The organism is Lysinibacillus capsici, from assembly GCF_020217405.1.
In the GTDB taxonomy this organism is placed as follows: Bacteria; Bacillota; Bacilli; order Bacillales_A; family Planococcaceae; genus Lysinibacillus; species Lysinibacillus capsici.
The window spans coordinates 3357806-3379973 of record NZ_CP084108.1 but is presented as its reverse complement, the minus strand read 5'-3'; the positions used below and the strand labels follow the sequence as shown (position 1 = coordinate 3379973).

Sequence of the window (22168 nt, the reverse complement as noted above, 5' to 3'; positions counted from 1 at the left end):
GGATCAATTATAGCCCCAGATCATAGCAAATAATGTACCAATGATAGTCACAACACCTACGAATACTGAGTATAAAATTGTTGTATATAACGTTTTTTTATCTTCAGATTCACCGATGTGCATGAATAATACTAATTGTACAGTTGCCTGTGCAAGAGCCGTTACTAGTAAAATTCCAAATGCCATATTAAGAGACATATCAAATTTAACAACTGCTAAAGCTACGATTGTTAGTAGTAGTGAGAAGCCGAAGCCCATCACATGTTGTTTTGGGAATAATTCCTTCATCAGCTAATCAGTCCTTTCAAGTAGACGAAGCTGAAGATGAAAATCCAAACAACGTCTAGGAAATGCCAGTACAGTGAGAAGATAAACGCTTTATTAGCCGTTTGTGGGTTTAAGCCACGTTTCGCTACTTGGATTAAAATAGCTACGCCCCAGAAGAAACCGAATGTTACGTGGGCACCGTGCGTTCCAAGTAAAGTCATTAAGGAAGATAAGAATGCGCTTGTTTGAATCGTCGCACCTTCGTGTACATATGTGACAAATTCATCAATCTCAATAGCTAAGAAGCCAAGGCCTAGTAATAGAGTGATGATAAAGAATGTCATCATCGCTTTTTTACGACCGATACGCATTGCATGAACACCAAGACCAATTGTGAAACTACTTGTTAATAATAAGAATGTTTCCCATAGAACTGGAGTTAATTCGAAAATTTCGGCACCATTTGGTCCACTACCTGTACGTGTATGAAGTGTGAAATACACAGTAAACAATGTGGCAAATAACACGATTTCGGCGCCAAGGAAAATCCAAAAACCAAAGATTTTTAGACGGTTTTCCTCTGTACTATATTCTAATGGAAGTGAAGAATCGATTTTCATATTATTTATCACCTCTCAAGCTTTTCTCAGTTGCCATTACTTCTTCAACTGAAATGTAACGACCATGATCTTTTTCAAATGAACGATGGATCATGAAGCCAAATACACCAAGCATACTGATGATGGCTGGAATCCATAGATTAAATACAGCGAAGAATGCTGCAAGGAAGAAGAATCCACTCATCCAGAATGGTGTGCCTGTATTATTTGGCATGTGAATTTTTTCGATTGTACCTGCCGTAATATCGCGACCTTCTTTTTTCGCGAACCAGAACTCATCTAAGCGAGTAACGGTAGGCACTACGGCAAAGTTATATTCTGGTACTGGGGAATGTGTAGCCCACTCAAGTGTACGACCATCCCAAACATCTGCCTTTTCATTACGAGGCATATGCTTCCAGCTATAGTAAATATTGTAGACGATTAATGCAAAGCCGACTGCAAGTCCTAGAGCACCGACGAACGATAACATGTTCAATGGACCATAACCAGTAGACTCAGAATAAGTGTACATACGACGAGCATAGCCATCTAAACCTAAAATGAATAGCGGGAAGAATGTTACGTTGAAGCTGATGGCAATGAACCAGAAACCAGCTTTCCCTAATTTTTCATTTAGACGGAAACCGAACATTTTAGGCCACCAGTAGTGGTAACCTGCAAGGACACCAAATACTGTACCTGGAATTAAAACATAGTGGAAGTGGGCAACTAAGAACATCGTATTATGATATTGGTAGTCAGCACTTGCCATCGCTAGCATTACCCCTGTAACTCCACCAATTGTGAAGATAGGAATGAAGCCAAGTGCATAAAGCATTGGTGTTGTAAATTGAATTTTCCCGTGCCTCATTGTGAGTAGCCAGTTAAATATTTTAACCCCAGTAGGAACTGCGATTGCCATTGTTGTAATAGAGAAAACACTGTTTACCATTACACCATGACCCATTGTATAGAAGTGATGGGCCCAAACTACGAATGATAGTAGGGAAATGACCACCATACTCATCACCATTGATTTGTAACCGTATAAGTTTTTACGTGCGAATGTTGCAATGATTTCTGAGAAAATACCGAAAGCAGGTAGGATAACGATATAAACCTCAGGATGTCCCCAAACCCAGAAAAGGTTGGCCCAAAGCATATCCATACCACCGTCTTGCATCGCAAAGAATTTTGTGCCGAATTGACGATCAAACATCATCAGAGCAAGCGCTACAGTTAATACTGGGAACGCGAATACGATAATAATGTTTGTAATTAAAATAGACCAAGAAAACATTGGCATTTTCATTAATGTCATACCAGGGGCACGCATTTTAATGATCGTCGTGATAAAGTTAACACCAGTCATTAAAGTACCAATACCTGATAATTGAAGGGCTAAAGAATAATAGTTATTCCCTACAGTCGGACTAAATTCCGTACTTGCAAGCGGGAAGTAGGCTGTCCAACCAGCGTCTGGTGAACCACCGATAATGAATGATAAGTTTAATAAACCAGCACCTGCTGCAAATAACCAGAAACTGACAGCATTTAGACGTGGGAAAGCAACGTCACGTGCACCGATTTGAAGTGGAATGACAATGTTCATTAAGCCGATAACAAATGGCATTGCCATAAATAGAATCATTAATAAACCGTGTGTTGTGAAAATTTCATTATAGTGTTGTGCATCAAGAAGTCCGTTATCTGGAACGGCTGTTTGTGCACGCATTAATAGTGCATCGATACCACCGCGGAATAGCATTAATAATGCTACTGCGATATACATAATCCCGATTTTTTTATGGTCAACAGTTGATAGCCAGTTTTTGTAGAAATAGCCCCATTTTTTGAAATAAGTAAGGCCTGCTACGATAACCACTGCACCAACTACGATACTAATAGCTGCCGCTAAAATCATCGGTTCTTGCATTGGATGGAATAATTCTTCCATACTCATTGGATGCGCTCCTTTCAGAATTAAAAATTAATGTCTCGATTCGTTCAACGATAAAATCAAATTAATGACCAGAATGTTCATTATTCATGTCTTCTTCAGACATATCCCCATGATCCATTTCATCCATATTCATGTGTTTACCATGTTCCATTGGAGCTGGTCTAAAGTCTAAGTGTGTAGATGAGAAGCTTTGGCGACCAACATGTTCTGCCTCTAAAAGCTCATCAAATTTTTCTTCTGTTAATGGTGCCTCTTTCGCTTTAACATCAGCAACCCATTTATCGAAGTCTTCTTGTGTCATAGATTGTGCTTCAAATTCCATTTCTGCAAAGCCACGTCCATTAAAGTTAGAGTTACGTCCCATAAATGAACCAACTTCATCTGCTGCAAGGTGAATTGTTGTTAACATATCACTCATAGCATATTTTTGACCTGCTAATTGAGGAATCCAGAAACTTGTAATTGGACCAAATGAGTAAAGCTTAAATTCGATTGGACGATCCACCGGAAGGTTTACATAGTTAACTGTTTCAACACCTTCTTCTGGATAACTAAAGTGCCATTTCCAGTTTGATGATGATGCATAAATCACTAAAGGCTCCTTATCGTCATAACCTGCTGGTTGAGCTTCTACTGTAGATGTTGTTCTTACTGTCACAACAGCTAAAAATGCTACGATAATAATTGGAATTACTGTCCATGTAATTTCAAGCAGATGGCTTCCTTCTTCATGAGGAGGCTCATAATCTGCAGCTGCTTTTGATGCACGATATTTTGTAAGCATAAAAGCCAAAAGCACATACACGACTAGCAATATAAAGGCCATCGTAATAATGGATAAGATAATTGTGTTTGATAATGTTTCAGCATTAGGTCCCTTTGGATTGAACACTGTTAATGGTTCACATCCAGCAAGAAGAGCAATCGCACTCAATGCTACTAACATTAAACTTAATTTTTTCTTCATGTTTGACTCCTTTCTATAGAACGGCTATTCATAAAATTCATGTGTTTTTTGTCAGTGTCACATTTACAAATAGTTGATACTGAGGTCACCTCTTTTATCTTGGCGTATCAATCAACAACATAAGAAATTACAATGGCATGGTTCAATATGAAACATAAAATCTAGTGTTGATTGATCTGATGCAAGCGTTAGCAAAATCAATGATGTGCACAATCGTTTAAATACGTACTTGGTTAACTACGATTGCCACATTCTCTCGTTGTTTGCACATTGGATTATACGCCCTGTTTTTAAGAAAAAACATAATTTTGTTATGAAAATGATAGTATAGAGGTATTGAATTTGAACATTTTTTGAACAAAAATCGTTATTTTAGTATTGGTATTTATAGGGTTTATTTATTAAACACTGTGTAAACGTTGAAAATACTACATTCCTGATGTTTACCTAAGTAAATAATTTAAAATGTGAAAAATGGTATTTCACATTTTAGACGCTGTTTTGTAATAAAATCATTGTCATACCAGTCCTTTCGGGATTTTTTATTTGCCTTTTATTCAAAAAAGGAGTAGATGCAATGACGTTTTGTGGAAACAATAGGTTGAATTTTCAATGAAAGGAATGAGTAAGGAGGGAATAAATGGAGTGAAATATTAATTATGTTAATATAATAACTGTTTTTCTTTAATACCCTTATTTTTACTTATTTTGTTTTATCTGAAAAGTAAAAAGCAAACTAAGAGCGTTCTTAGTTTGCTAGTATTTTAGAAAAAAATTATGTTATCAAGAATTAAGCGGTGTAATTCAGCATTTTTAAAATTACCTGTCAATCACCAAGCTTCAACCATTTGGCTACTTGTGCATAAATCGTATTTTGAAGCTGTGGAGCTTTATTATTCATTTTCAAAGAAAAATACAGTGTTTTCATAAAGTTTAAGGTACAAGTTCTTCCGCTAAAGAAGAGCTCATTATAACCTTGTGTCATTAAATGCATCTCGAACTTATCAAAAGCCTGCTCAACAAATTCGATCAGTGCTTCCTCTGAGTAATTCTGAAGCAATAACGCATCCACTATATTAATTAAACGTTCCTCTTCATCGTTAATAAAGACTGTTTCTTTCCAAGTGACAAGTTTTAATGCATGTAAAATGGATGGCGCATGCTGTAAATCGAATTTTGGATGTTTTATTGTTGTTGTAGCTAAATCTGCACCATGTGCAATACTGTGTGCCCATCCTTTTTCCTGAACATATCCTCTCGTATCCTGTTCTAATAACAAATAACGGCCAATTTTTTTAAAGAACACTTGTAGGTTTTCCTCTCTTAAAACGAGTAATTCAGCGTCCTTTGCAAGAAGACCTGCAACTAGTAAAGCGGAAAACGAACGTGTAAAGACACTATCCTCTGTTTTATCTCCGATATGTAAATATAAAAAATCCTCACCCGTAACTGTATCAAACAAATATTGAAGTTGTTGAGAATTCAATAAATTATCACTTAGTAAATCAACAAAGGTGCGATAAATGAGGTGGTCTCGTAACTCGGCATCAACTGAGCCAATATGGGCTAACATCTCCTGTAATAGCCAATCACTATGCTGGAACATAAATGTCTGACGCTCAGACAGTGTCATTGTTGAAAAAGACTGTAATGTTTCTTTAATATCCACGTTAAAAAAGCCCCCAAATTATTTTTGTACTATATATTATAGCGCCATTTCATTTCGAAGGGGTAAATTTGAAACCTTCATTTTAAATAAGCACAGTTAGAATGTCCTCTTTAAAACATAATTTTTACAATATTATTTCCAGAAACTATAGAAAGTTGTTATGATAGAAACGCAATTAAATGGTAAAACTAAAATGTGAACAATAAAAAGACATACCTATTTAAGTATGTCTTTGTCTAGCTAAATAATGACTGCTGATTTAATGCCAATTGGCCATTCAGTGAGCGTGTGTTGATTTGTCTTTAACTCGACAAGAATATTGGCATTTTTGATTGTATCAATAAGCCATTCACTATAGTGACGATTTGGTTCAGGATGCTGTAAAATCTGCTGCATATCTTTTTTATCAACATGTAACAGCTTGTAGTTACATTCAATGTTTACTTTTTGAGGAATAATGGAAAGAGACTCATTTTGATGACCAAGTGCAATAGATCCAGGAATACACCCTTGGATTTTTAAAATATAGGTGCTGGCTTCTTGTGTGTAGACATCAATTTTGGTGCGTGTTAAAAGTTCAAATTCTATCGGCTTATCTTGAAAAGGGCCATCCGTTGTAGAAATTGAAATGACTTTAATCGATAATGCCTCGAATGCAGATGAGATACAATGATCAAATTCTGTAATTGTATCAAGTAATTGCATGGATTCCACTCCTTGTGTAAGAACTTGATTTTCTTGATGCAGACAACAAAGGGGGAGTGTCTGCGAATTGTGATAAATTTTAGACTATTCTAATTATAATACAATTTATTACAAAATATGAATGCAAAAGCAATAATTTTTTGTTAAAAACAAGAAACTTGTGGATTTTTTAGTAAATAGCAGAAATGAAAAATTAGAACAAAGAGGTGAGAAAAATGACAAAAAGAAAGCGTCATGTCATTAAACATGACAATGTTGTTGTTTTTCCGGGCGCTGTCCAAACTTTAATACGTGAAGGACATATGTTTGCTGAAAATTTTCAGTATGAAAAAGCGGTGGCGAGTTTTGAAAAGGCATTTGTGTACGAAGCTGGAGATGAACTTGCTCTTAGTGCGTATGCTTTTGCCTTGTATGAATTAAAGGACTATAGCAAGACTAAGAATGTTTGTGAGCAATTATTTTCAATGGGTACGTCATTTTATGTAGAAATCATGGAATTGTACATTACCGTATGCATGCAGTTAAAAGAATACCATCAAGTAGAGTCATTAATTACAACCCTACTTGAAGAAAATGTTTTGCCTCAGGATCAAATTGAAAAATTTGAACGTTTAAAAAATTTGAATAGTGAAGTGTCTAAGAATCTAGAAAAAAAAGAAAATGCACAGCGGTTAATAGAAGAACAGGAATATGACCTTGAGAAATTTGGGGCACTTAGTCCAAATGAGCAATCCATGCGCTTACATCGACTGATGGATACAAATGTAAGACAACTAAAAGAGCCATTGAAAGAGATTATTGAATGTTCAACGATCCATCCGTTTGTCCAAAGTCTAGCACTCATATTATTAGTAGAACAAGAAGTAGCTATCAATGTTACAGTGGCCAAATTTAATCAAACAAAAATTGTTAATCCTACTAAATTAGTATTACCTAACCAGCTACCACAGTATGGAGAAATAAAAAATATACTAGAAGTGAAGCTAGAACAAGACCCTTCAACGTTAGAAATGGTACAATATTTAATGGCAAAGCATGCGATTGTAACGTATCCATTTGAATGGCACCCGTTCGAAGCAGATGATGTTGCCTATAGTTATATTGATTTTGTCTTAGCGATGCTTGGAAATGTACAAGAAATGGACTATGAAATCATTGACTTTTTACAAATGTTAGAAAAGCTAACAGAACTACATTAGGTATGAAATAAGTTGAAACTATACACATCTATGTTATACTAAAATGGTTGTCAAAATCGTAGTTACGAATGAATTGTCTAACATCTAAACTTGATTATTTATTTGGAGGTATTTATACATGTCAGCAAAATGGGAAAAACAAGAAGGTAATATCGGTACTCTTACAATCGAAGTACCTGCTGCAGAAATCGACGCAGCAATGGACCAAGCGTTCAAAAAAGTTGTAAAACAAATTAACGTACCAGGTTTCCGTAAAGGTAAAATGCCTCGTAAAATGTTTGAACAACGTTTTGGTATCGAATCTCTATACCAAGATGCATTAGAAATCATTGTTCCTGAATCTTATGCAAAAGCAATTGATGAAGCTGGGATTATGCCAGTTGATTACCCAGAAATCGCTGGTACAGAAAACTTTGTACATGGACAAGATTTCACATTCACTGCACAAGTTACAGTGAAACCGGAACCAAAGCTAGGAGACTATAAAGGTCTAGAAGTATCTAAACTTCCAGTAGAAGTAACAGATGAAGAAGTAGATGCACAAATTCAAGATCAATTAGCTCGTAAAGCAGAGCTTGAAATCAAAGAAGACGAAGCAATCGTAGAAGGTGATACAGCTGTGATCGACTTTGAAGGTTTCGTTGGTGAAGAAGCTTTTGAAGGTGGTAAAGGTGAAGACTATCCACTAGAAATCGGTTCAGGTTCATTCATTCCAGGTTTTGAAGAGCAACTAGTTGGTGTTAAAGCTGGCGAATCTAAAGATGTTGTTGTTACATTCCCAGAAGAATATCATGCAGCTGAATTAGCTGGTAAAGAAGCTACTTTCAAAGTAACAGTGAAAGAAGTTAAAACAAAAGTTCTTCCTGAGTTAAATGATGAATTTGCAAAAGAATTAGATCCAGAAGTTGAAAGCGTTGAAGCTTTACGCGCTAAAATTAAAGAACAAACTGCAGCTCAAAAGGAAACAGAATCAGATGCAGCTCTTCGTGATGAGCTTGTAGAAAAAGCAGCTGAAAATGCTGATTTTGAAGTACCAGCAGGTATGATCAACTCTGAAACTGATCGTATGTTACAAGAATTTGGTCAACGTTTACAAACGCAAGGTATGAACCTAGACCTTTACTACCAATTCTCTGGTCAATCAGAAGAAGACTTACGTGGCCAAATGAAAGAAGAAGCTGAAAGCCGTGTGCGTGTATCATTAACACTTGAAGCAATTGCTGAAGCAGAAAAAATTGAAGCATCTGAAGCTGATATTGAAGCAGAATTAGAAAAAATGGCTGCTCAATTTAACATGACTAAAGATCAAATCACAAGTGCTTTAGGTGGAACAGCAGTACTTGAAAACGACATCAAAATCCAAAAAACAGTTGAATTTTTAGTAGAAAACGCTAAAATTACTGAATAAGATTTTGTGTAATTAGATAGCCCAAAAAAACAAGGTACGGCATTCATCCGTGCCTTGTTTTATCACATAAACTCTTAGAAATCAGTCCCCTTAACATTAATTCACTTTATACTTCACTTATACATAGTATTGTTTTAGTTTTTATCTTCATTCAGCAGATGTTTTTGTATCCAAAGTATAATGTCAGGTACAAAAAACTCCCATCTCACATAGATGGCGAGCTGTAAACTTTTTAACCTTTTTAGTGTGTGTTTAAACCACGACTGGATGAAGATAGTGTCTGCTGGCAGGCGTCAAGGATTTTGATTGAAGTCCTAGCGCTATTAGAGTCAAGGCGAAATTGATACGATGCTAAACTTAACTTCATTCAGAAAGGTTCTAACTAAATAAAATTTATTTTTTGAGTGATATACCCTTGGTTGATGAATGTAGTAGATTTATAAATAGAGATCAGTAGTTTGTAGTGTGTCGGAAGTGAATAAATGTAACTTTATAGCAGTATAAGGTGGCGAAGTAAGCAGGTTCCTATAGCATGCTTCGAAGGACAAATGAAGTAAAGTACATGTCGATGCGTTATAATCTACACATGCATAATTACTGAGGCGTAAATGATGCAGACAATTTATTTGATAAAGGTTCAATAATCTTGTAAGATTGTTGCTTGAATAGGGGTGAAACATATTGTTCAAATTTAATGATGAAAAAGGCAATTTAAAATGCTCATTTTGTGGAAAACCACAAGAACAAGTGCGTAAATTAGTTGCAGGTCCAGGGGTTTATATTTGTGATGAATGTATCGAGCTTTGTTCAGAGATCGTTGTAGAGGAACTAGGTGTAGAAGAGGAAATTGAATTCCAAGATATTCCAAAACCAAAAGAAATCTTAACGATTTTAGATGAGTATGTAATTGGACAAGAGCGTGCTAAAAAAGCATTGGCAGTCGCAGTTTACAATCACTATAAACGTATCAATACGAATAGTAAAATTGATGATATTGAATTAGCAAAATCGAACATTGTGTTAATCGGCCCAACTGGTAGCGGTAAAACTTTATTAGCTCAAACGTTAGCACGTATTTTAAATGTTCCATTCGCTATTGCGGATGCTACCTCTTTAACTGAAGCAGGTTATGTTGGTGAGGACGTTGAAAATATTTTATTAAAGTTAATCCAATCAGCTGATTATGATATCGAACGCGCTGAAAAAGGGATTATCTATATTGATGAAATTGACAAGGTTGCACGTAAGTCGGAAAATCCATCTATTACACGAGATGTTTCCGGCGAAGGTGTTCAGCAGGCACTCCTAAAAATTCTTGAAGGAACAGTTGCAAGTGTTCCACCACAAGGAGGACGAAAACATCCACATCAAGAATTCTTACAGATCGATACAACCAATATTCTTTTCATTGTTGGCGGTGCATTTGATGGTATTGAAACCATTATTAAACGACGTCAGGGTGAAAAAGTAATAGGATTCGGTTCAGATCCTAATATAGTAGATGTAGATGAAGGTTCTATCATGTCCAAGCTGATTCCGGAGGATTTATTGAAATTTGGTTTAATACCAGAGTTCATTGGTCGATTACCTGTACTTGCGAGTCTGGAGCAATTAAACGAAGCAGCACTAGTACAAATTTTAACAGAGCCGAAAAATGCACTAGCCAAGCAATATCAAAAAATGCTTGAATTAGATGGCGTTGAGCTTGAATTTGATGAAGATGCTCTTGTGGCAATTGCTAAGGAAGCAATTGAACGTAAAACAGGTGCGCGTGGTCTCCGTTCAATTATTGAGTCAACAATGCTTGATGTAATGTACGAATTACCTTCACGTGAAGACGTAAAAAAATGTATCATTACAGCAAAAACAATTACGGATAAAGAAAAACCGAAATTGCTTCTTGAAGATGGCACTGAACTCGATGAAGGTAGCGACACTAAAACTTCAGCATAATGAATAGATGTGGCTGTCTACCGTTGTGAGATAGAGAGTAATTAGCTGACTTCGATTGTGCAATATTCGCACATATCGACAGTCAGCTTTTTATTCATTCCTACATAAAGCAGCTGTAACTTGAAGAAATTTTTGGCTCGCTTCAATATCTAGTGTGAATCAACTTTTTAAACACATACTAGTAGCGCGGGATGTTAACATGAAAATTTTGACGGAGGTGAATGCCCGCATGGTGACAATACAAAAAACAACAAATGTACCATTATTGCCTTTGCGTGGACTTTTAGTATTCCCATCGATGGTGTTACATATTGATGTGGGTAGAAATCGTTCTGTAGCGGCCCTTGAGCAGGCAATGTTAGAGGACCAAATGATTTTATTGGTAACACAAAAAGAAATGCACGATGAACAACCTGAAGAGCAAGATTTGTATTCAGTTGGTACAATTGCTTATGTCAAACAAATGCTTAAATTACCAAATGGCACATTACGTATCCTTGTAGAAGGAGTTGCTCGTGCAACGTGGAAAAACTATCGTGCGTTAGAGAAGTATACGGTTGTCGATATCGAGATTAAAGAGGAGTCAACTGAAAAAGATGTAGAAACACAAGCATTAATGCGGACATTGTTGACGTATTTTGAAAAATATGCAAAATCATCCAATAAAATCACGACTGAGACGATCAATACTGTAACGGATATTGAAGAGCCTGGCCGTTTAGCAGATATTATTGCTTCTCATTTGCCCTTTAAAATTGCCGACAAGCAAGAAGTATTAGAAATGCTAAGCGTTAAAAAACGACTAGATCATTTAATTATTCGCTTGCATGATGAACAGGAAGTATTGGATCTAGAAAAGAAGATTAATTCCAAAGTAAAGCAGTCAATGGAGCGTACGCAAAAAGAATATTATTTACGTGAGCAAATGAAAGCTATCCAAACGGAGCTGGGAGATCGCGAAGGGAAAACTGGAGAAGTTGCAGAATTACGGAAGCGTATTGACGAAGCTGGTATGCCAGAAACAACAAAGGAAGCAGCACTGAAAGAATTGGATCGCTATGAAAAAATACCTGGAGCTAGTGCAGAGAGCGGTGTTATTCGCAATTATATTGATTGGCTTATTTCATTACCGTGGACAAATGCTACAGAGGATCGCATGAATATTACCCATGCTGAAAATATTTTAAACCGTGATCATGATGGATTAGAAAAAGTCAAAGAACGTGTTCTAGAATATTTAGCAGTACGTCAGCTGAAAAATTCACTTCGAGGGCCAATTTTATGTTTATCAGGGCCTCCGGGTGTTGGTAAAACATCATTAGCTCGCTCCATTGCCGAAAGTTTAGATCGTAAGTTTATTCGTATTTCTTTAGGTGGTGTTCGAGATGAATCGGAAATTCGCGGACATCGACGTACGTATGTTGGTGCAATGCCAGGACGTATTATTCAAGGAATGAAAAAAGCAGGTACCATTAATCCGGTATTTTTATTAGATGAAATCGATAAAATGTCGAATGATTTTAGAGGTGACCCAGCAGCAGCCATGCTTGAAGTTTTAGATCCTGCACAAAATAATACATTTAGTGATCATTATATTGAGGAACCATATGATCTATCTAATGTGTTATTTATTGCAACTGCCAATGATTTAAGTAGCATCCCAGGACCATTATTGGATCGTATGGAAGTAATTTCTATAGCAGGCTATACTGAAATCGAAAAAGCTCAAATTACAAAAAATCATCTCATACCAAAGCAGCTTAAAGAACATGGTTTGAAAAAAACACAAGTGGTAATCAAAGATGAAGCAGTTACTGATATTATACGTTACTATACTCGGGAAGCAGGAGTGCGCGGTTTAGAACGACAAATCGCTACGCTTTGCCGTAAAATTGCCAAAGTAATTGTATCTGGTGAGAAAAAACGCGTAACGGTTAGTTCAAAATCATTACAAGATTTGCTCGGTAAACATCGTTTCCGCTATGGACAGGCTGAAAAGGAAAATCAAGTGGGTGTCGCAACTGGACTTGCATATACAACAGTTGGTGGAGATACATTACAAATTGAAGTTTCTTTAACACCAGGTAAAGGGAAGTTACAACTTACTGGTAAGCTTGGTGAAGTAATGAAGGAATCTGCTCAAACAGCATTATCCTTTGTACGCACGAAGATGGAACACCTTAATGTGGATGCAGAATTTTTTGATACACATGATATTCATATCCATGTGCCAGAGGGTGCTGTACCTAAAGATGGACCTTCAGCTGGTATTACAATGGCAACAGCTATCGTTTCGGCTATTCTACATCGCCCGATTCGCCGCGAGGTAGGTATGACAGGTGAGATTACCCTGCGTGGCCGTGTATTGCCGATCGGCGGCTTAAAAGAAAAAACTTTAAGCGCTCACCGTGCAGGATTAACGACAATCATTTGTCCTAAGGATAATGAACGTGATATAGAGGATATTCCAGATAGTGTACGTGAGCAACTAACATTTAAACTAGTGTCATCGGCTGATGAAGTATTAGCCTATGCGCTGGACGGAGGTTTTTAAAAAAATGAAAGTCCATAATGTCGAAATGGTCATTAGTGCGGTACGACCAGACCAATATCCAGAAGATGGACTGCCAGAATTTGCATTAGCAGGTCGTTCGAATGTAGGAAAGTCTTCCTTCATAAATCGAATGATCGGACGTAAAGCTTTAGCACGTATTTCATCTAAGCCTGGTAAAACACAAACCCTTAACTTTTATAAGATTGAAGAGCAGCTGTTTTTTGTAGATGTTCCAGGGTATGGTTATGCAAAGGTTTCTAAAACAGAGCGTGAGGCATGGGGAAAAATGATCGAGCGCTATTTTACAGGACGCCAGGAGTTAAAAGCAGTCGTACAAATTATAGATTTGCGACATCCTCCAACAGCTGATGATCGTATGATGTATGATTTTTTAAAGCATTACAATATTCCTTGCATTGTCATTGCAACGAAGGCAGATAAAATTCCAAAAGGTAAGTGGGATAAACATAAGAAAATTGTCAAAGAGACATTGGAGTTGGAAAAAAGTGATCCTCTTATTGTCTTCTCTTCAGAAACGGGACTTGGCTTTGAGGAAGCATGGAAAACAATCGAAAATAAAATGTAGTAAAAAGCATCTATTGTATCTAAAGTGTTAGGACAATAGATGTTTTTGTATTTTCAATCGAGTGGTGTAGAAAATTAGGGAAAATACTTGATGATGTAACTATTTGTCCGATAAATTAGATAGGAGGTGGACTAGATGGATATCGCAGCTTTATCGATGGCAATGAACCAAACAACACTTATGCAAAATGTATCTTTAGCTGTTACGAAACAGGCAATGGAAATGCAACAGCAAAATACAGAACAGTTAGTTGAAATGTTAGATGCTCCACATCCAACAGCCGGACATACAATTGATATTCAGGTATGAAGTAGGCAAGGTAGCTTGATGTTAAAAGCTACCTCAACTTTTGTGTTTTTAGAAATAAATTCAAGAAGGCCTAAAATGTAACTTTTCGAATAAGAAAAACTACCAATAATACGATATACTAATAATTAGTAAGGAGGCAGGTTTTTTGAAAAAATATTTATACATACTGATGATTACTTTATTGATGATAGTTGGTTTTTCCTTTAATCAATCTGCTAAAGCTGCCCAACTAGTGACAGGGACATTTGTTGATGTAACTTTTTCAGAATATACGAAACCAGATGGTACGATAGAAAAGCAACTTAGTAAAATAACTTTGGAAAATGATCGTGGGCGAACTGTAACGTTTAATATTAATAAAAATACTAGATTATATATTAATAATACGTCTACAACGATTGAGGGTTTTAAGATGGGGATGGAAGTCGAGGCTGAAATTTCTCTTAGAAGTGTTGTTGAACTTCGCGGTACCTCCCATACACCAACAGAAACAAATGTACCTTCAACAGAAAGCAGTAATGGTAAAACAACTGCTGGTGTCGTAACGAGTATTGATCCAAATGGTTTATTTATCATGGTAAAACCAGATGTTGGCGCAGAAACGACATACTATTTAAATAAAGAAACCAATTATCAAAAAGGTTCTTCTGCAACAGATATTAGTGCTTTATACGTTGGGGATAGAGTTAAATTAAGTTTCAAAAATAAAACTTCCTCAGTCATATCAAAGGTAGCTATCAGTGAAACAGGTACGCTCGTTGAAAACTTATATAAAGGCGAGATACAAGCAGTCAATCCTAATGCCAACAAGCTTACCGTGAAAAATCAGCATGCCTTTGTTAACTGGCAATTTGGCTCTCAAACAACAAATGATCTTTCAACTATGCCTTTTACATCCAAAGTACCAATATATGTTGGGAATACGAAAGTCGAGAAAGGTCAACTGAAAAATTATATAGGTAGCGAAGCATACTATGCGACCGTTAAACAATTTGGTAAGGAAGTAATAGAGAAAATTGTTGTATTGAAAAATAATGAAAGAACATATTACGAACCAATGCTGTCTGTTGATACAGATTACCAACTACTGAAATTGAAAACAGCAGGAACAATGTATTTCCATAATGGAACTATTTTAATTCGAAATGGACGATTAATTGAACCTACTGGTCTTATGGCATATGGTACTGCATTTGTTGTGGCTGATGGGGCTACTCGTGATCACTATGCCCAAGTAATACAAGTTACAAGTGATAGCTTCATGTCACCTAATCTTGCAGGTCATGAATTATATTATGGACGCTTATCTCAAGCAGATGGATATGTAATTGAAATTGACGATGCGATGAAGATTGAATCGAATGTTTTCAAGAAAGCAGATCGTACGGTACTGTCGGTTAGTAATTCAACGAAAGCTATGGTAGATGACGGCAATAAAACGTATAGTGTCATGCCAGATATTGAACTTTACTTATCTGAGGGAGATTATGGTTATTTCTATGTGAAGGAAGGCCATGTACAAGCTCTTCATATTTTAGACAAGGCTAAACCTGTTGCCCCTCTAATGCTCGCAGGGAAACTACAGTCTGTGAAATCTACGTATCCTGCAGTCATTAATGTCAAGAGTGTTAGTCAATGGCAAAATGGTCGTTGGTATGAAGCGGGTGAAATGGTTAATATGAATATTGACCAAGCGACACTGATTAAAGCAGGTAAGGTGATTCAAGCTTCTGACTTACAGCCATCTGATCGTTTAGTTGTATTATCAGATCGATTTGTTAAAGCTCATTTTATTTTGGTAGATTAGCAATATTAAACTAAAAAAATCTGCGAGTCTTATGCGAATATGTTTCATAAGCTAAAGATGAGGAAGTTACTTTGAATAGGCTAAATTGTGTATACATTCGCAAGACAAGCAGTTTTTTTAGTGGTATTAGAAACAAGCTTCATTATGCACGCAAATGCACAGTGAAAGAGAGGAAAAGCGAATGCAAAAAAAATTATCTAAAATCATGTTTCTAGTCCTTGCTGTTTTTTTGATTGGAACAACTATTCCGTTCAATGCATCAGCCGCTTCATTAGAAACAACAGGTGCAGTAAAAAATGAATATACATATGAAGAAGCTGTGTTCCTTTCAGGGACACCTGTTATTTTTAAAGGGACAAGCAAAGATATTAAAATTGCACAAAAAGAATCCAAAGGTAAATTAACTGAAACGTATAGCATGAAGTTAACAGCAAGCAATGGCGCTACATTGACAAGAAATATTGCCTATGAATCGGATGTAGTGGATTATGCAGTTCTTGGTCAAAAAACATCCAATGGTGAAGTGAAGAAATACACGGAAAAAATTACAATTGGCGCCATTACTTATTCCTTAGTCGATTATCAATTTTCACAAGGAACAGTTACTGATAATCGTGCAGCCTCTGATTATTACTCAGGAAATATTATTTCTAGAAAAACCTATGCTTTTGAAACAGGAAAAGGAAAAAATGCTGTTCAAAACACAGTAACAATTGAAACAGATAGTCGACATGCAGGCTATGAGAACTTCTGGGGTGCGACAGAAACTCAAATCACGGAGTCTGTTTATTCCTATAGTGATGGTAAAACAAGTCATGTGAAAAATCGTTTATCTACAAGTAAATCACGTGTGTTAAATTATGAGGAAAATCTCGGTAGCTTAGGGAGTTTTGAAGGTGGATATGCAGTCGTAAGTGAAAAGGATGTTATTTCTGAATATACATACGACCTATCTTCAGGACAAAAAGGTACACTTGATTTAGATACAGAGTACATGCCGACAATTGAACGTCTTATCATTCCTAAATTCAGAGATTTAACAACCCATTATGCGAAAGAAGCAATTGAAAAACTTTATTCTTTAGGTATTTACTCAGATTCAAGTAACTTCTTTTCTCCTAATACACCAATGAAACGTATTGATTTTACGACGGCTATTGGTAAAGCGGTTGATTTACGTGTGTTTGAAGAAAAAAAATCAAAAAAGACACCTACTACAAGTGTTTTTAAAGACTTGAAACGTTCTATTAAAGATTACGGCTATATTGAATCAGCCTTAAATAAAGGGATAATTAAAGGTGTATCAGCTGACTACTTTAAGCCAGATAATGCGATTAATCGAGCGCAGGCTGCAACTATCTTTGTCCGTGCCTTAGGACTAGAAAATAGAGCACCTGATCCTGGATACTTAACTAAATTTACAGATGACAAACAGATTCCAAATTATGCGAGAGATGGCATCTATATAGCGAATGAACTTGGCTTAATGATTGGTGATGCTGCTGGTCGTTTTAATCCAAATAAACCGCTAACGCGTGCAGAGGCATCAGTTGTTCTAGAACGATTCTTGAAATATTTAGAGGATGACTTAAAACAAAACTATCGTGATGACATATTGTTCTTTAACTAAAGAAAGGATGGAACAAAAATGACCTATGTAAAAAAAGCATTGCTTGCTATGCTTTGCTTCATGCTTCTACTGATGACAGCTACACCTACTGTTACGCAAGCAGCTCCAACAATTAGAGATGTTCCAACAAATAGCAATAATTATAAAGCTATTTCATGGGCGGTCGATAATGACCTGATGTCCTTAAATAGTGCAAGTAATTTTTTACCAAATGATCAAGTGACAGATCGCGATCTTGTTCTGATGTTTGCCAAACTAGATCGGAACTATGCTTTATCTTATATAGATAGTGTTGCTTATAATTTCTATAGTGATTTTTATTTACCATTTAACGGTACACATGTTAATACGAATCGAACAAAAGCTGTAACACGTGGCCAATTTGCCCAAATCTACGCGGCTTTTAAAGGCTTAGATTTAGATGAGCCACAGGCAGTTCAATATTTATATTCAAATGATTTATCTACAAGTTCTACAGGCAAAAACACATTTGCTAGCTTTAATCCTTCCACAAAATTAACACGGGGTGATGTTGCTGTATTTTTCTATCGTGCTGTTCAAAATAGCACTTTCGCAGTACAAGGATTAAAACGTAGTCCAGCTGGTCGTGATAATGATAGTATTACGTTACCTCCTGGTTTTATGGGATCTAGTAGTGCTGATTTTGAAGAGCCAAAGGATAATTCAAATGATTTTACTGGACCAAGTAATGTTAATAATGCATTGCAGAGTATCGTGGTGGAAAAGCCTGATTTAATTGCAAATAATGTGGATACAACACTAGTTACGGTGTCTTTAAAGGCTTGTAATGGTGATCCTATCGCTGATGATAAATCCTATTCATTCCGCGTTAAGGCATCCTACGGAAATATTGTTGATACCTCAGGTGAAGCAGTTGACATTGTCCAATCGGATGGTTCAACTGTATCTGCTATAGTGGTAGCACCAAAACTAACTAAATCAGTACGTGATACAATAACTTTTGAACTGATTAATAATACGGACCCAGCAATGAAGTGTCTTGTTGGAGAGAAACTAAACGCAGAAGTGCGTTATGCACCACAGCCTGAATTACGTATTGATTACCAAGTATACGACCCAGCAAATACAGATGATAATGGGAGCGTGATTCCTGAATTTCCAAAAAGTGAAGATATTCCAGAGTTCTTTACGCAAAACTTAATTGATGTTTATAGTCCAGTTCCTCTCAATGCTAATTCAGATAAAAAATTATTTAGTATTGGGCAGCAAACAAATGTGACGGACGTTTTAGGGAATGTGCAAAACATCTATTTGCGTTACGGTGGATCTGATCCTAAATATCCGGCATTAGGTTATGAAAATGCTATTCTTCAATTTGAAAACTATAATATTTCTGTTTACTTATTTGAGGAACTTTTAAAGACACGTTTTGAGAACTCTGTTACAATGCCAGCTAAAACGGAAATAATGTATTTAATTGCTGACGATGGTCGTCCTATTTATCGCGTTCAGGGCATTGACGATGATATTGCCTCACAGGTAGAGAATATAAATCCAGTCGGCGCCATTATTCAGCTTATGAAAGAAATGCCAGACGAAAAAGATTTAACATTAGAACATTATGATAGTGTTATGAAGATTTATTCGATCTTCACAAACTTAAGTAACTATGACCGTACAGTATTATTAAAATACCAAGGCGGTAAATTACTTGGACAAGTAGAGGCCTTTAAAAAACGAGTAGAGGCACTAAAGGAAAGTGCGGATGCGGCATCAAGACCATCAGGAAAAGATCGTTATACAAAAGTAATGGTGACTTTAGTGCGTCCTGGTGGAGAGCCTATTACAGATTATCAAGGGACTGTTAAAATTAAGTATGACGGAGTAGAAAAAACAGCTTCATTCATTACGAACACTTCTGATCCATTAAATAATACAGGAAATCCAGGTACTGCTGTAGCCTACTTTGATTCAGTTATATATGGTAAATCTAAAGTGGAAGCAAGACTTGTCAATCCAATAGACCCTCGCTATGCAACGTCCTTGAAGGGTTTAAAAGATAAAACAGTGACGAAAGATATTTTCACGAATCCATACTTCAGTAAAAATTCTTGTTCTTTAGCAACAGAAATTGCCTATGTAGTGGATTATTCTTCTTCCATGAAAGCTGTTGATCCAACAAATTATCGTGGGAAGAAAATGATTGAACTAATCAATCAATTAAAGGCTAAAAATAACATAGTCATTGAAACCAATACAAAAGCAACAGTACTTGGAGAAGGTACAACAGAAAATGTGTTGAAAAAAGACCTTTATAAAGCATCGAAAGAAAAGGGTGCAACCGATATTTTTGCAGGCATCGATATTGCTTTAACAAAATTCTCGAATGATTCGAAAACATCCAAAGCGATTGTTGTTGTATCTGATGGTAAAACAAGTAAATCAAAAATGACAAAAGTTATAAATGAAGCGAAAAAGCAAGGGGTCAAAGTATACACAGTAAGTATGGGCAAAAAATCACAAGTAAATGACGCCACTTTAATGCAATTATCTTCAGAAACGAGCGGAGCATACTTCCATGCAATTGATAATATGCAATTGCACCAAGTCTTCCAGAAGTTAATTGATACAATTTTATGTAAAACGCAAACTTCGAGCTGTATCAATCCAGAAGATTTATTTGAAGAGACAAGTGTTTCGCTACGAAAAGGTTATATTACAATGAGTGCTCGAGTTGATGGTAACTGTCAAAATGTTGCGAAGATGAATGTACGTTTTAATTCAATCAGTGGAGATGTCCAATTTGATTTGCAAAAGCGTAGTGATCAAGTTTATATGTTAACAAAAACTGTTCAAACGATGCAGGACTTTAAAGTCAATGATGAGATTGAGTTTATAGCATACGATAAAGATGGAAATATGATTGCAATAAAGACTGTTACAATAACAAATTAATGAGAAAACTGCCTCCGATGATGGGGGCAGTTTTTTAATTTGAAACAACACGTATAATTTGTTACACTTAGTTTATAATAATTCTAATGTGGATGACGAATTGCAGTTCTTCATGACATGTTCACAAATTATTGATGAACTCTTGTCGAACTGTGCTATAATGAGATTTGTGAATTAGAACGTGTGAGGTGTTATTCATGCATACCATCGTAGTAGGCTTGAATTATAAAACAGCGCCTGTTGAAATACGTGAGAAGTTATCATTCATTGAGAGTGAACTGCCACAAGCAATGGAAGCGCTGCAAAAGCAAAAAAGTATATTAGAGAACGTAATTGTTTCGACATGTAATCGTACAGAAATATATGCTGTTGTGGATCAATTGCATACTGGACGTCATTTTGTGAAACAATTTTTAGCCAACTGGTTTGATTTGCCTGTGGAGACATTTTCTTCGTATTTAACGATTCGTGAAGAAGATGAGGCAATCGAACATTTATTTAAAGTGACAGCTGGAATCGATTCAATGGTTCTAGGTGAAACACAAATTTTAGGGCAAGTAAAAAAAAGCTTTTTAAGTGGACAAGAGATTGGCACAACAGGAACGGTATACAATCAGCTATTTAAACAAGCAGTAACATTTGCAAAGCGTGCTCATAATGAAACAGCGATTGGTGAGAATGCGGTATCCGTTTCCTATGCTGCTGTAGAATTAGCAAAGAAAATTTTTGGCTCATTACAACGCAAGCATGTAGCTATTTTAGGTGCAGGTAAAATGGGGGAACTTGCAATTGAGAACCTTTACGGTAGTGGTGTAGGGAAAGTTACTGTCATTAACCGTACATTTGAAAAAGCAGAAAGTTTAGCAGCTAAATTCCATGGTGAAGCTAAATCAATGAAGGAATTACAATGTTCTTTGTTAGAAGCGGATATTTTAATTACTTCAACAGGTGCTACTGATTATGTTATTGATTACGAGCTAATGCAATTCGTGGAACGTTTACGTAAAGGAAAACCATTATTCATGGTAGATATAGCGGTTCCTCGTGATATTGACCCACGAGTTGGCGACCTACCAAATGTATTCCTATATGATATTGATGATTTACAAGGTATTGTCGAAGCGAACTTAGCAGAGCGTGAACGTGCTGCTGCTGATATTACTAATATGATTGGCGAAGAAGTTGTGCAATTTAAAGACTGGGTAGCAACGCTTGGGGTAGTGCCAGTCATCTCAGCATTACGTAAAAAAGCAAATCGTATTCAACAAGAGACTATGACAAGTATCGAAAATAAAATGCCAGATTTAACGGAACGTGAACGTAAAATTTTAAGCAAACATACAAAATCTATTATCAATCAATTGTTAAAAGAGCCAATCTTGCAAGCTAAAGAAATGGCTAATTCTCCAAAAGCAAATGAACAGTTACGTTTATTCCAACAAATTTTTGGTATAGAGGATGCTGTGGAAGCTGAAGTTCATGAGATGACAAAGCAAGAGCTTGAGCGCAAAGAACGCGCACAGGTATCTCAGACTTCTACTGAACCAAAGTACTCTTTCTAAATTATCTATTGCGCTCACATAGAAAGCTGTGATTGTATATGGGTGTTACG

16 protein-coding genes are annotated in these 22168 nt (G+C 36.2%); 10 read left to right on the top strand and 6 right to left on the bottom strand.

The window, feature by feature from the left end:
• Positions 1-3: 3 nt before the first annotated feature.
• From qoxD to LCP48_RS16595, 6 genes are all read right to left on the bottom strand, one after another.
• Positions 4-288: a cytochrome aa3 quinol oxidase subunit IV gene (gene qoxD / locus LCP48_RS16620; protein ID WP_004226585.1), complete on the bottom strand. Its 285-nt coding sequence runs from the start codon at positions 286-288 to the stop codon at positions 4-6.
• Positions 288-887, bottom strand: a complete 600-nt coding sequence (qoxC, locus tag LCP48_RS16615; protein WP_004226587.1) for a cytochrome aa3 quinol oxidase subunit III — start codon at positions 885-887, stop codon at positions 288-290. The genes qoxD and qoxC overlap by 1 nt, the downstream gene beginning before the upstream one ends.
• 1 nt (position 888) lies before the next feature.
• Positions 889-2832 carry a cytochrome aa3 quinol oxidase subunit I gene (gene qoxB, locus LCP48_RS16610; protein ID WP_004226589.1) on the bottom strand — a complete coding sequence of 648 codons (1944 nt, stop codon included), beginning with the start codon at positions 2830-2832 and terminating at the stop codon, positions 889-891.
• A 61-nt stretch (positions 2833-2893) separates the two neighbouring features.
• The gene (gene qoxA / locus LCP48_RS16605) at positions 2894-3799 is read right to left on the bottom strand and encodes a cytochrome aa3 quinol oxidase subunit II (RefSeq protein ID WP_004226591.1); all 906 of its coding nucleotides are present in this window, start codon (positions 3797-3799) and stop codon (positions 2894-2896) included.
• Positions 3800-4625: 826 nt separating this feature from the next.
• On the bottom strand, positions 4626-5468 hold the full coding sequence (locus LCP48_RS16600; RefSeq protein WP_004226593.1) for a DUF2785 domain-containing protein: 843 nt from the start codon (positions 5466-5468) through the stop codon (positions 4626-4628).
• Between the two features lie 240 nt (positions 5469-5708).
• Positions 5709-6173, bottom strand: coding sequence for a hypothetical protein (locus LCP48_RS16595; RefSeq protein WP_004226605.1), 465 nt, complete (start codon positions 6171-6173; stop codon positions 5709-5711).
• A gap of 215 nt (positions 6174-6388) precedes the next feature.
• Between LCP48_RS16595 and LCP48_RS16590 the strand changes: the two genes are divergently transcribed.
• The 10 genes from LCP48_RS16590 to hemA all read left to right on the top strand — a co-directional run bounded on the left by LCP48_RS16590 (position 6389) and on the right by hemA (position 22118).
• Positions 6389-7372, top strand: coding sequence for a hypothetical protein (locus LCP48_RS16590; RefSeq protein ID WP_009373690.1), 984 nt, complete (start codon positions 6389-6391; stop codon positions 7370-7372).
• A gap of 118 nt (positions 7373-7490) precedes the next feature.
• Positions 7491-8780 (top strand): trigger factor, encoded by a 1290-nt coding sequence (gene tig, locus LCP48_RS16585; protein WP_004226607.1) that lies wholly within the window; start codon positions 7491-7493, stop codon positions 8778-8780.
• 681 nt (positions 8781-9461) lie between these two features.
• Positions 9462-10733: an ATP-dependent protease ATP-binding subunit ClpX gene (gene clpX / locus LCP48_RS16580; RefSeq protein WP_004226608.1), complete on the top strand. Its 1272-nt coding sequence runs from the start codon at positions 9462-9464 to the stop codon at positions 10731-10733.
• Positions 10734-10962: 229 nt separating this feature from the next.
• Positions 10963-13287 carry an endopeptidase La gene (gene lon, locus LCP48_RS16575; protein WP_004226610.1) on the top strand — a complete coding sequence of 775 codons (2325 nt, stop codon included), beginning with the start codon at positions 10963-10965 and terminating at the stop codon, positions 13285-13287.
• A 4-nt stretch (positions 13288-13291) separates the two neighbouring features.
• Entirely contained in the window at positions 13292-13873 is a 582-nt protein-coding gene (yihA, locus tag LCP48_RS16570; RefSeq protein ID WP_004226613.1) for a ribosome biogenesis GTP-binding protein YihA/YsxC, read from the top strand.
• A gap of 135 nt (positions 13874-14008) precedes the next feature.
• Positions 14009-14182 (top strand): YjfB family protein, encoded by a 174-nt coding sequence (locus LCP48_RS16565; RefSeq protein WP_004226614.1) that lies wholly within the window; start codon positions 14009-14011, stop codon positions 14180-14182.
• Positions 14183-14327: 145 nt separating this feature from the next.
• Positions 14328-15989, top strand: a complete 1662-nt coding sequence (locus tag LCP48_RS16560) for a hypothetical protein (RefSeq protein WP_004226616.1) — start codon at positions 14328-14330, stop codon at positions 15987-15989.
• 181 nt (positions 15990-16170) lie between these two features.
• Positions 16171-17619, top strand: coding sequence for an S-layer homology domain-containing protein (locus LCP48_RS16555; RefSeq protein WP_004226619.1), 1449 nt, complete (start codon positions 16171-16173; stop codon positions 17617-17619).
• An 18-nt stretch (positions 17620-17637) separates the two neighbouring features.
• A complete protein-coding gene (locus LCP48_RS16550) occupies positions 17638-20556 on the top strand; it encodes a vWA domain-containing protein (RefSeq protein ID WP_004226620.1) in 2919 nt (972 codons plus the stop codon).
• A gap of 197 nt (positions 20557-20753) precedes the next feature.
• Positions 20754-22118, top strand: a complete 1365-nt coding sequence (gene hemA, locus LCP48_RS16545; protein WP_004226621.1) for a glutamyl-tRNA reductase — start codon at positions 20754-20756, stop codon at positions 22116-22118.
• Positions 22119-22168: the final 50 nt, after the last annotated feature.

Coding starts and splice junctions, on each gene's coding strand:
- qoxD (WP_004226585.1), bottom strand. CDS start 288: ATGAAGGAATTATTCCCAAAACAACATGTGATGGGCTTCGGCTTCTCA.
- qoxC (WP_004226587.1), bottom strand. CDS start 887: ATGAAAATCGATTCTTCACTTCCATTAGAATATAGTACAGAGGAAAAC.
- qoxB (WP_004226589.1), bottom strand. CDS start 2,832: ATGAGTATGGAAGAATTATTCCATCCAATGCAAGAACCGATGATTTTA.
- qoxA (WP_004226591.1), bottom strand. CDS start 3,799: ATGAAGAAAAAATTAAGTTTAATGTTAGTAGCATTGAGTGCGATTGCT.
- LCP48_RS16595 (WP_004226605.1), bottom strand. CDS start 6,173: ATGCAATTACTTGATACAATTACAGAATTTGATCATTGTATCTCATCT.
- LCP48_RS16590 (WP_009373690.1), top strand. CDS start 6,389: ATGACAAAAAGAAAGCGTCATGTCATTAAACATGACAATGTTGTTGTT.
- tig (WP_004226607.1), top strand. CDS start 7,491: ATGTCAGCAAAATGGGAAAAACAAGAAGGTAATATCGGTACTCTTACA.
- lon (WP_004226610.1), top strand. CDS start 10,963: ATGGTGACAATACAAAAAACAACAAATGTACCATTATTGCCTTTGCGT.
- yihA (WP_004226613.1), top strand. CDS start 13,292: ATGAAAGTCCATAATGTCGAAATGGTCATTAGTGCGGTACGACCAGAC.
- LCP48_RS16565 (WP_004226614.1), top strand. CDS start 14,009: ATGGATATCGCAGCTTTATCGATGGCAATGAACCAAACAACACTTATG.
- LCP48_RS16555 (WP_004226619.1), top strand. CDS start 16,171: ATGCAAAAAAAATTATCTAAAATCATGTTTCTAGTCCTTGCTGTTTTT.
- LCP48_RS16550 (WP_004226620.1), top strand. CDS start 17,638: ATGACCTATGTAAAAAAAGCATTGCTTGCTATGCTTTGCTTCATGCTT.
- hemA (WP_004226621.1), top strand. CDS start 20,754: ATGCATACCATCGTAGTAGGCTTGAATTATAAAACAGCGCCTGTTGAA.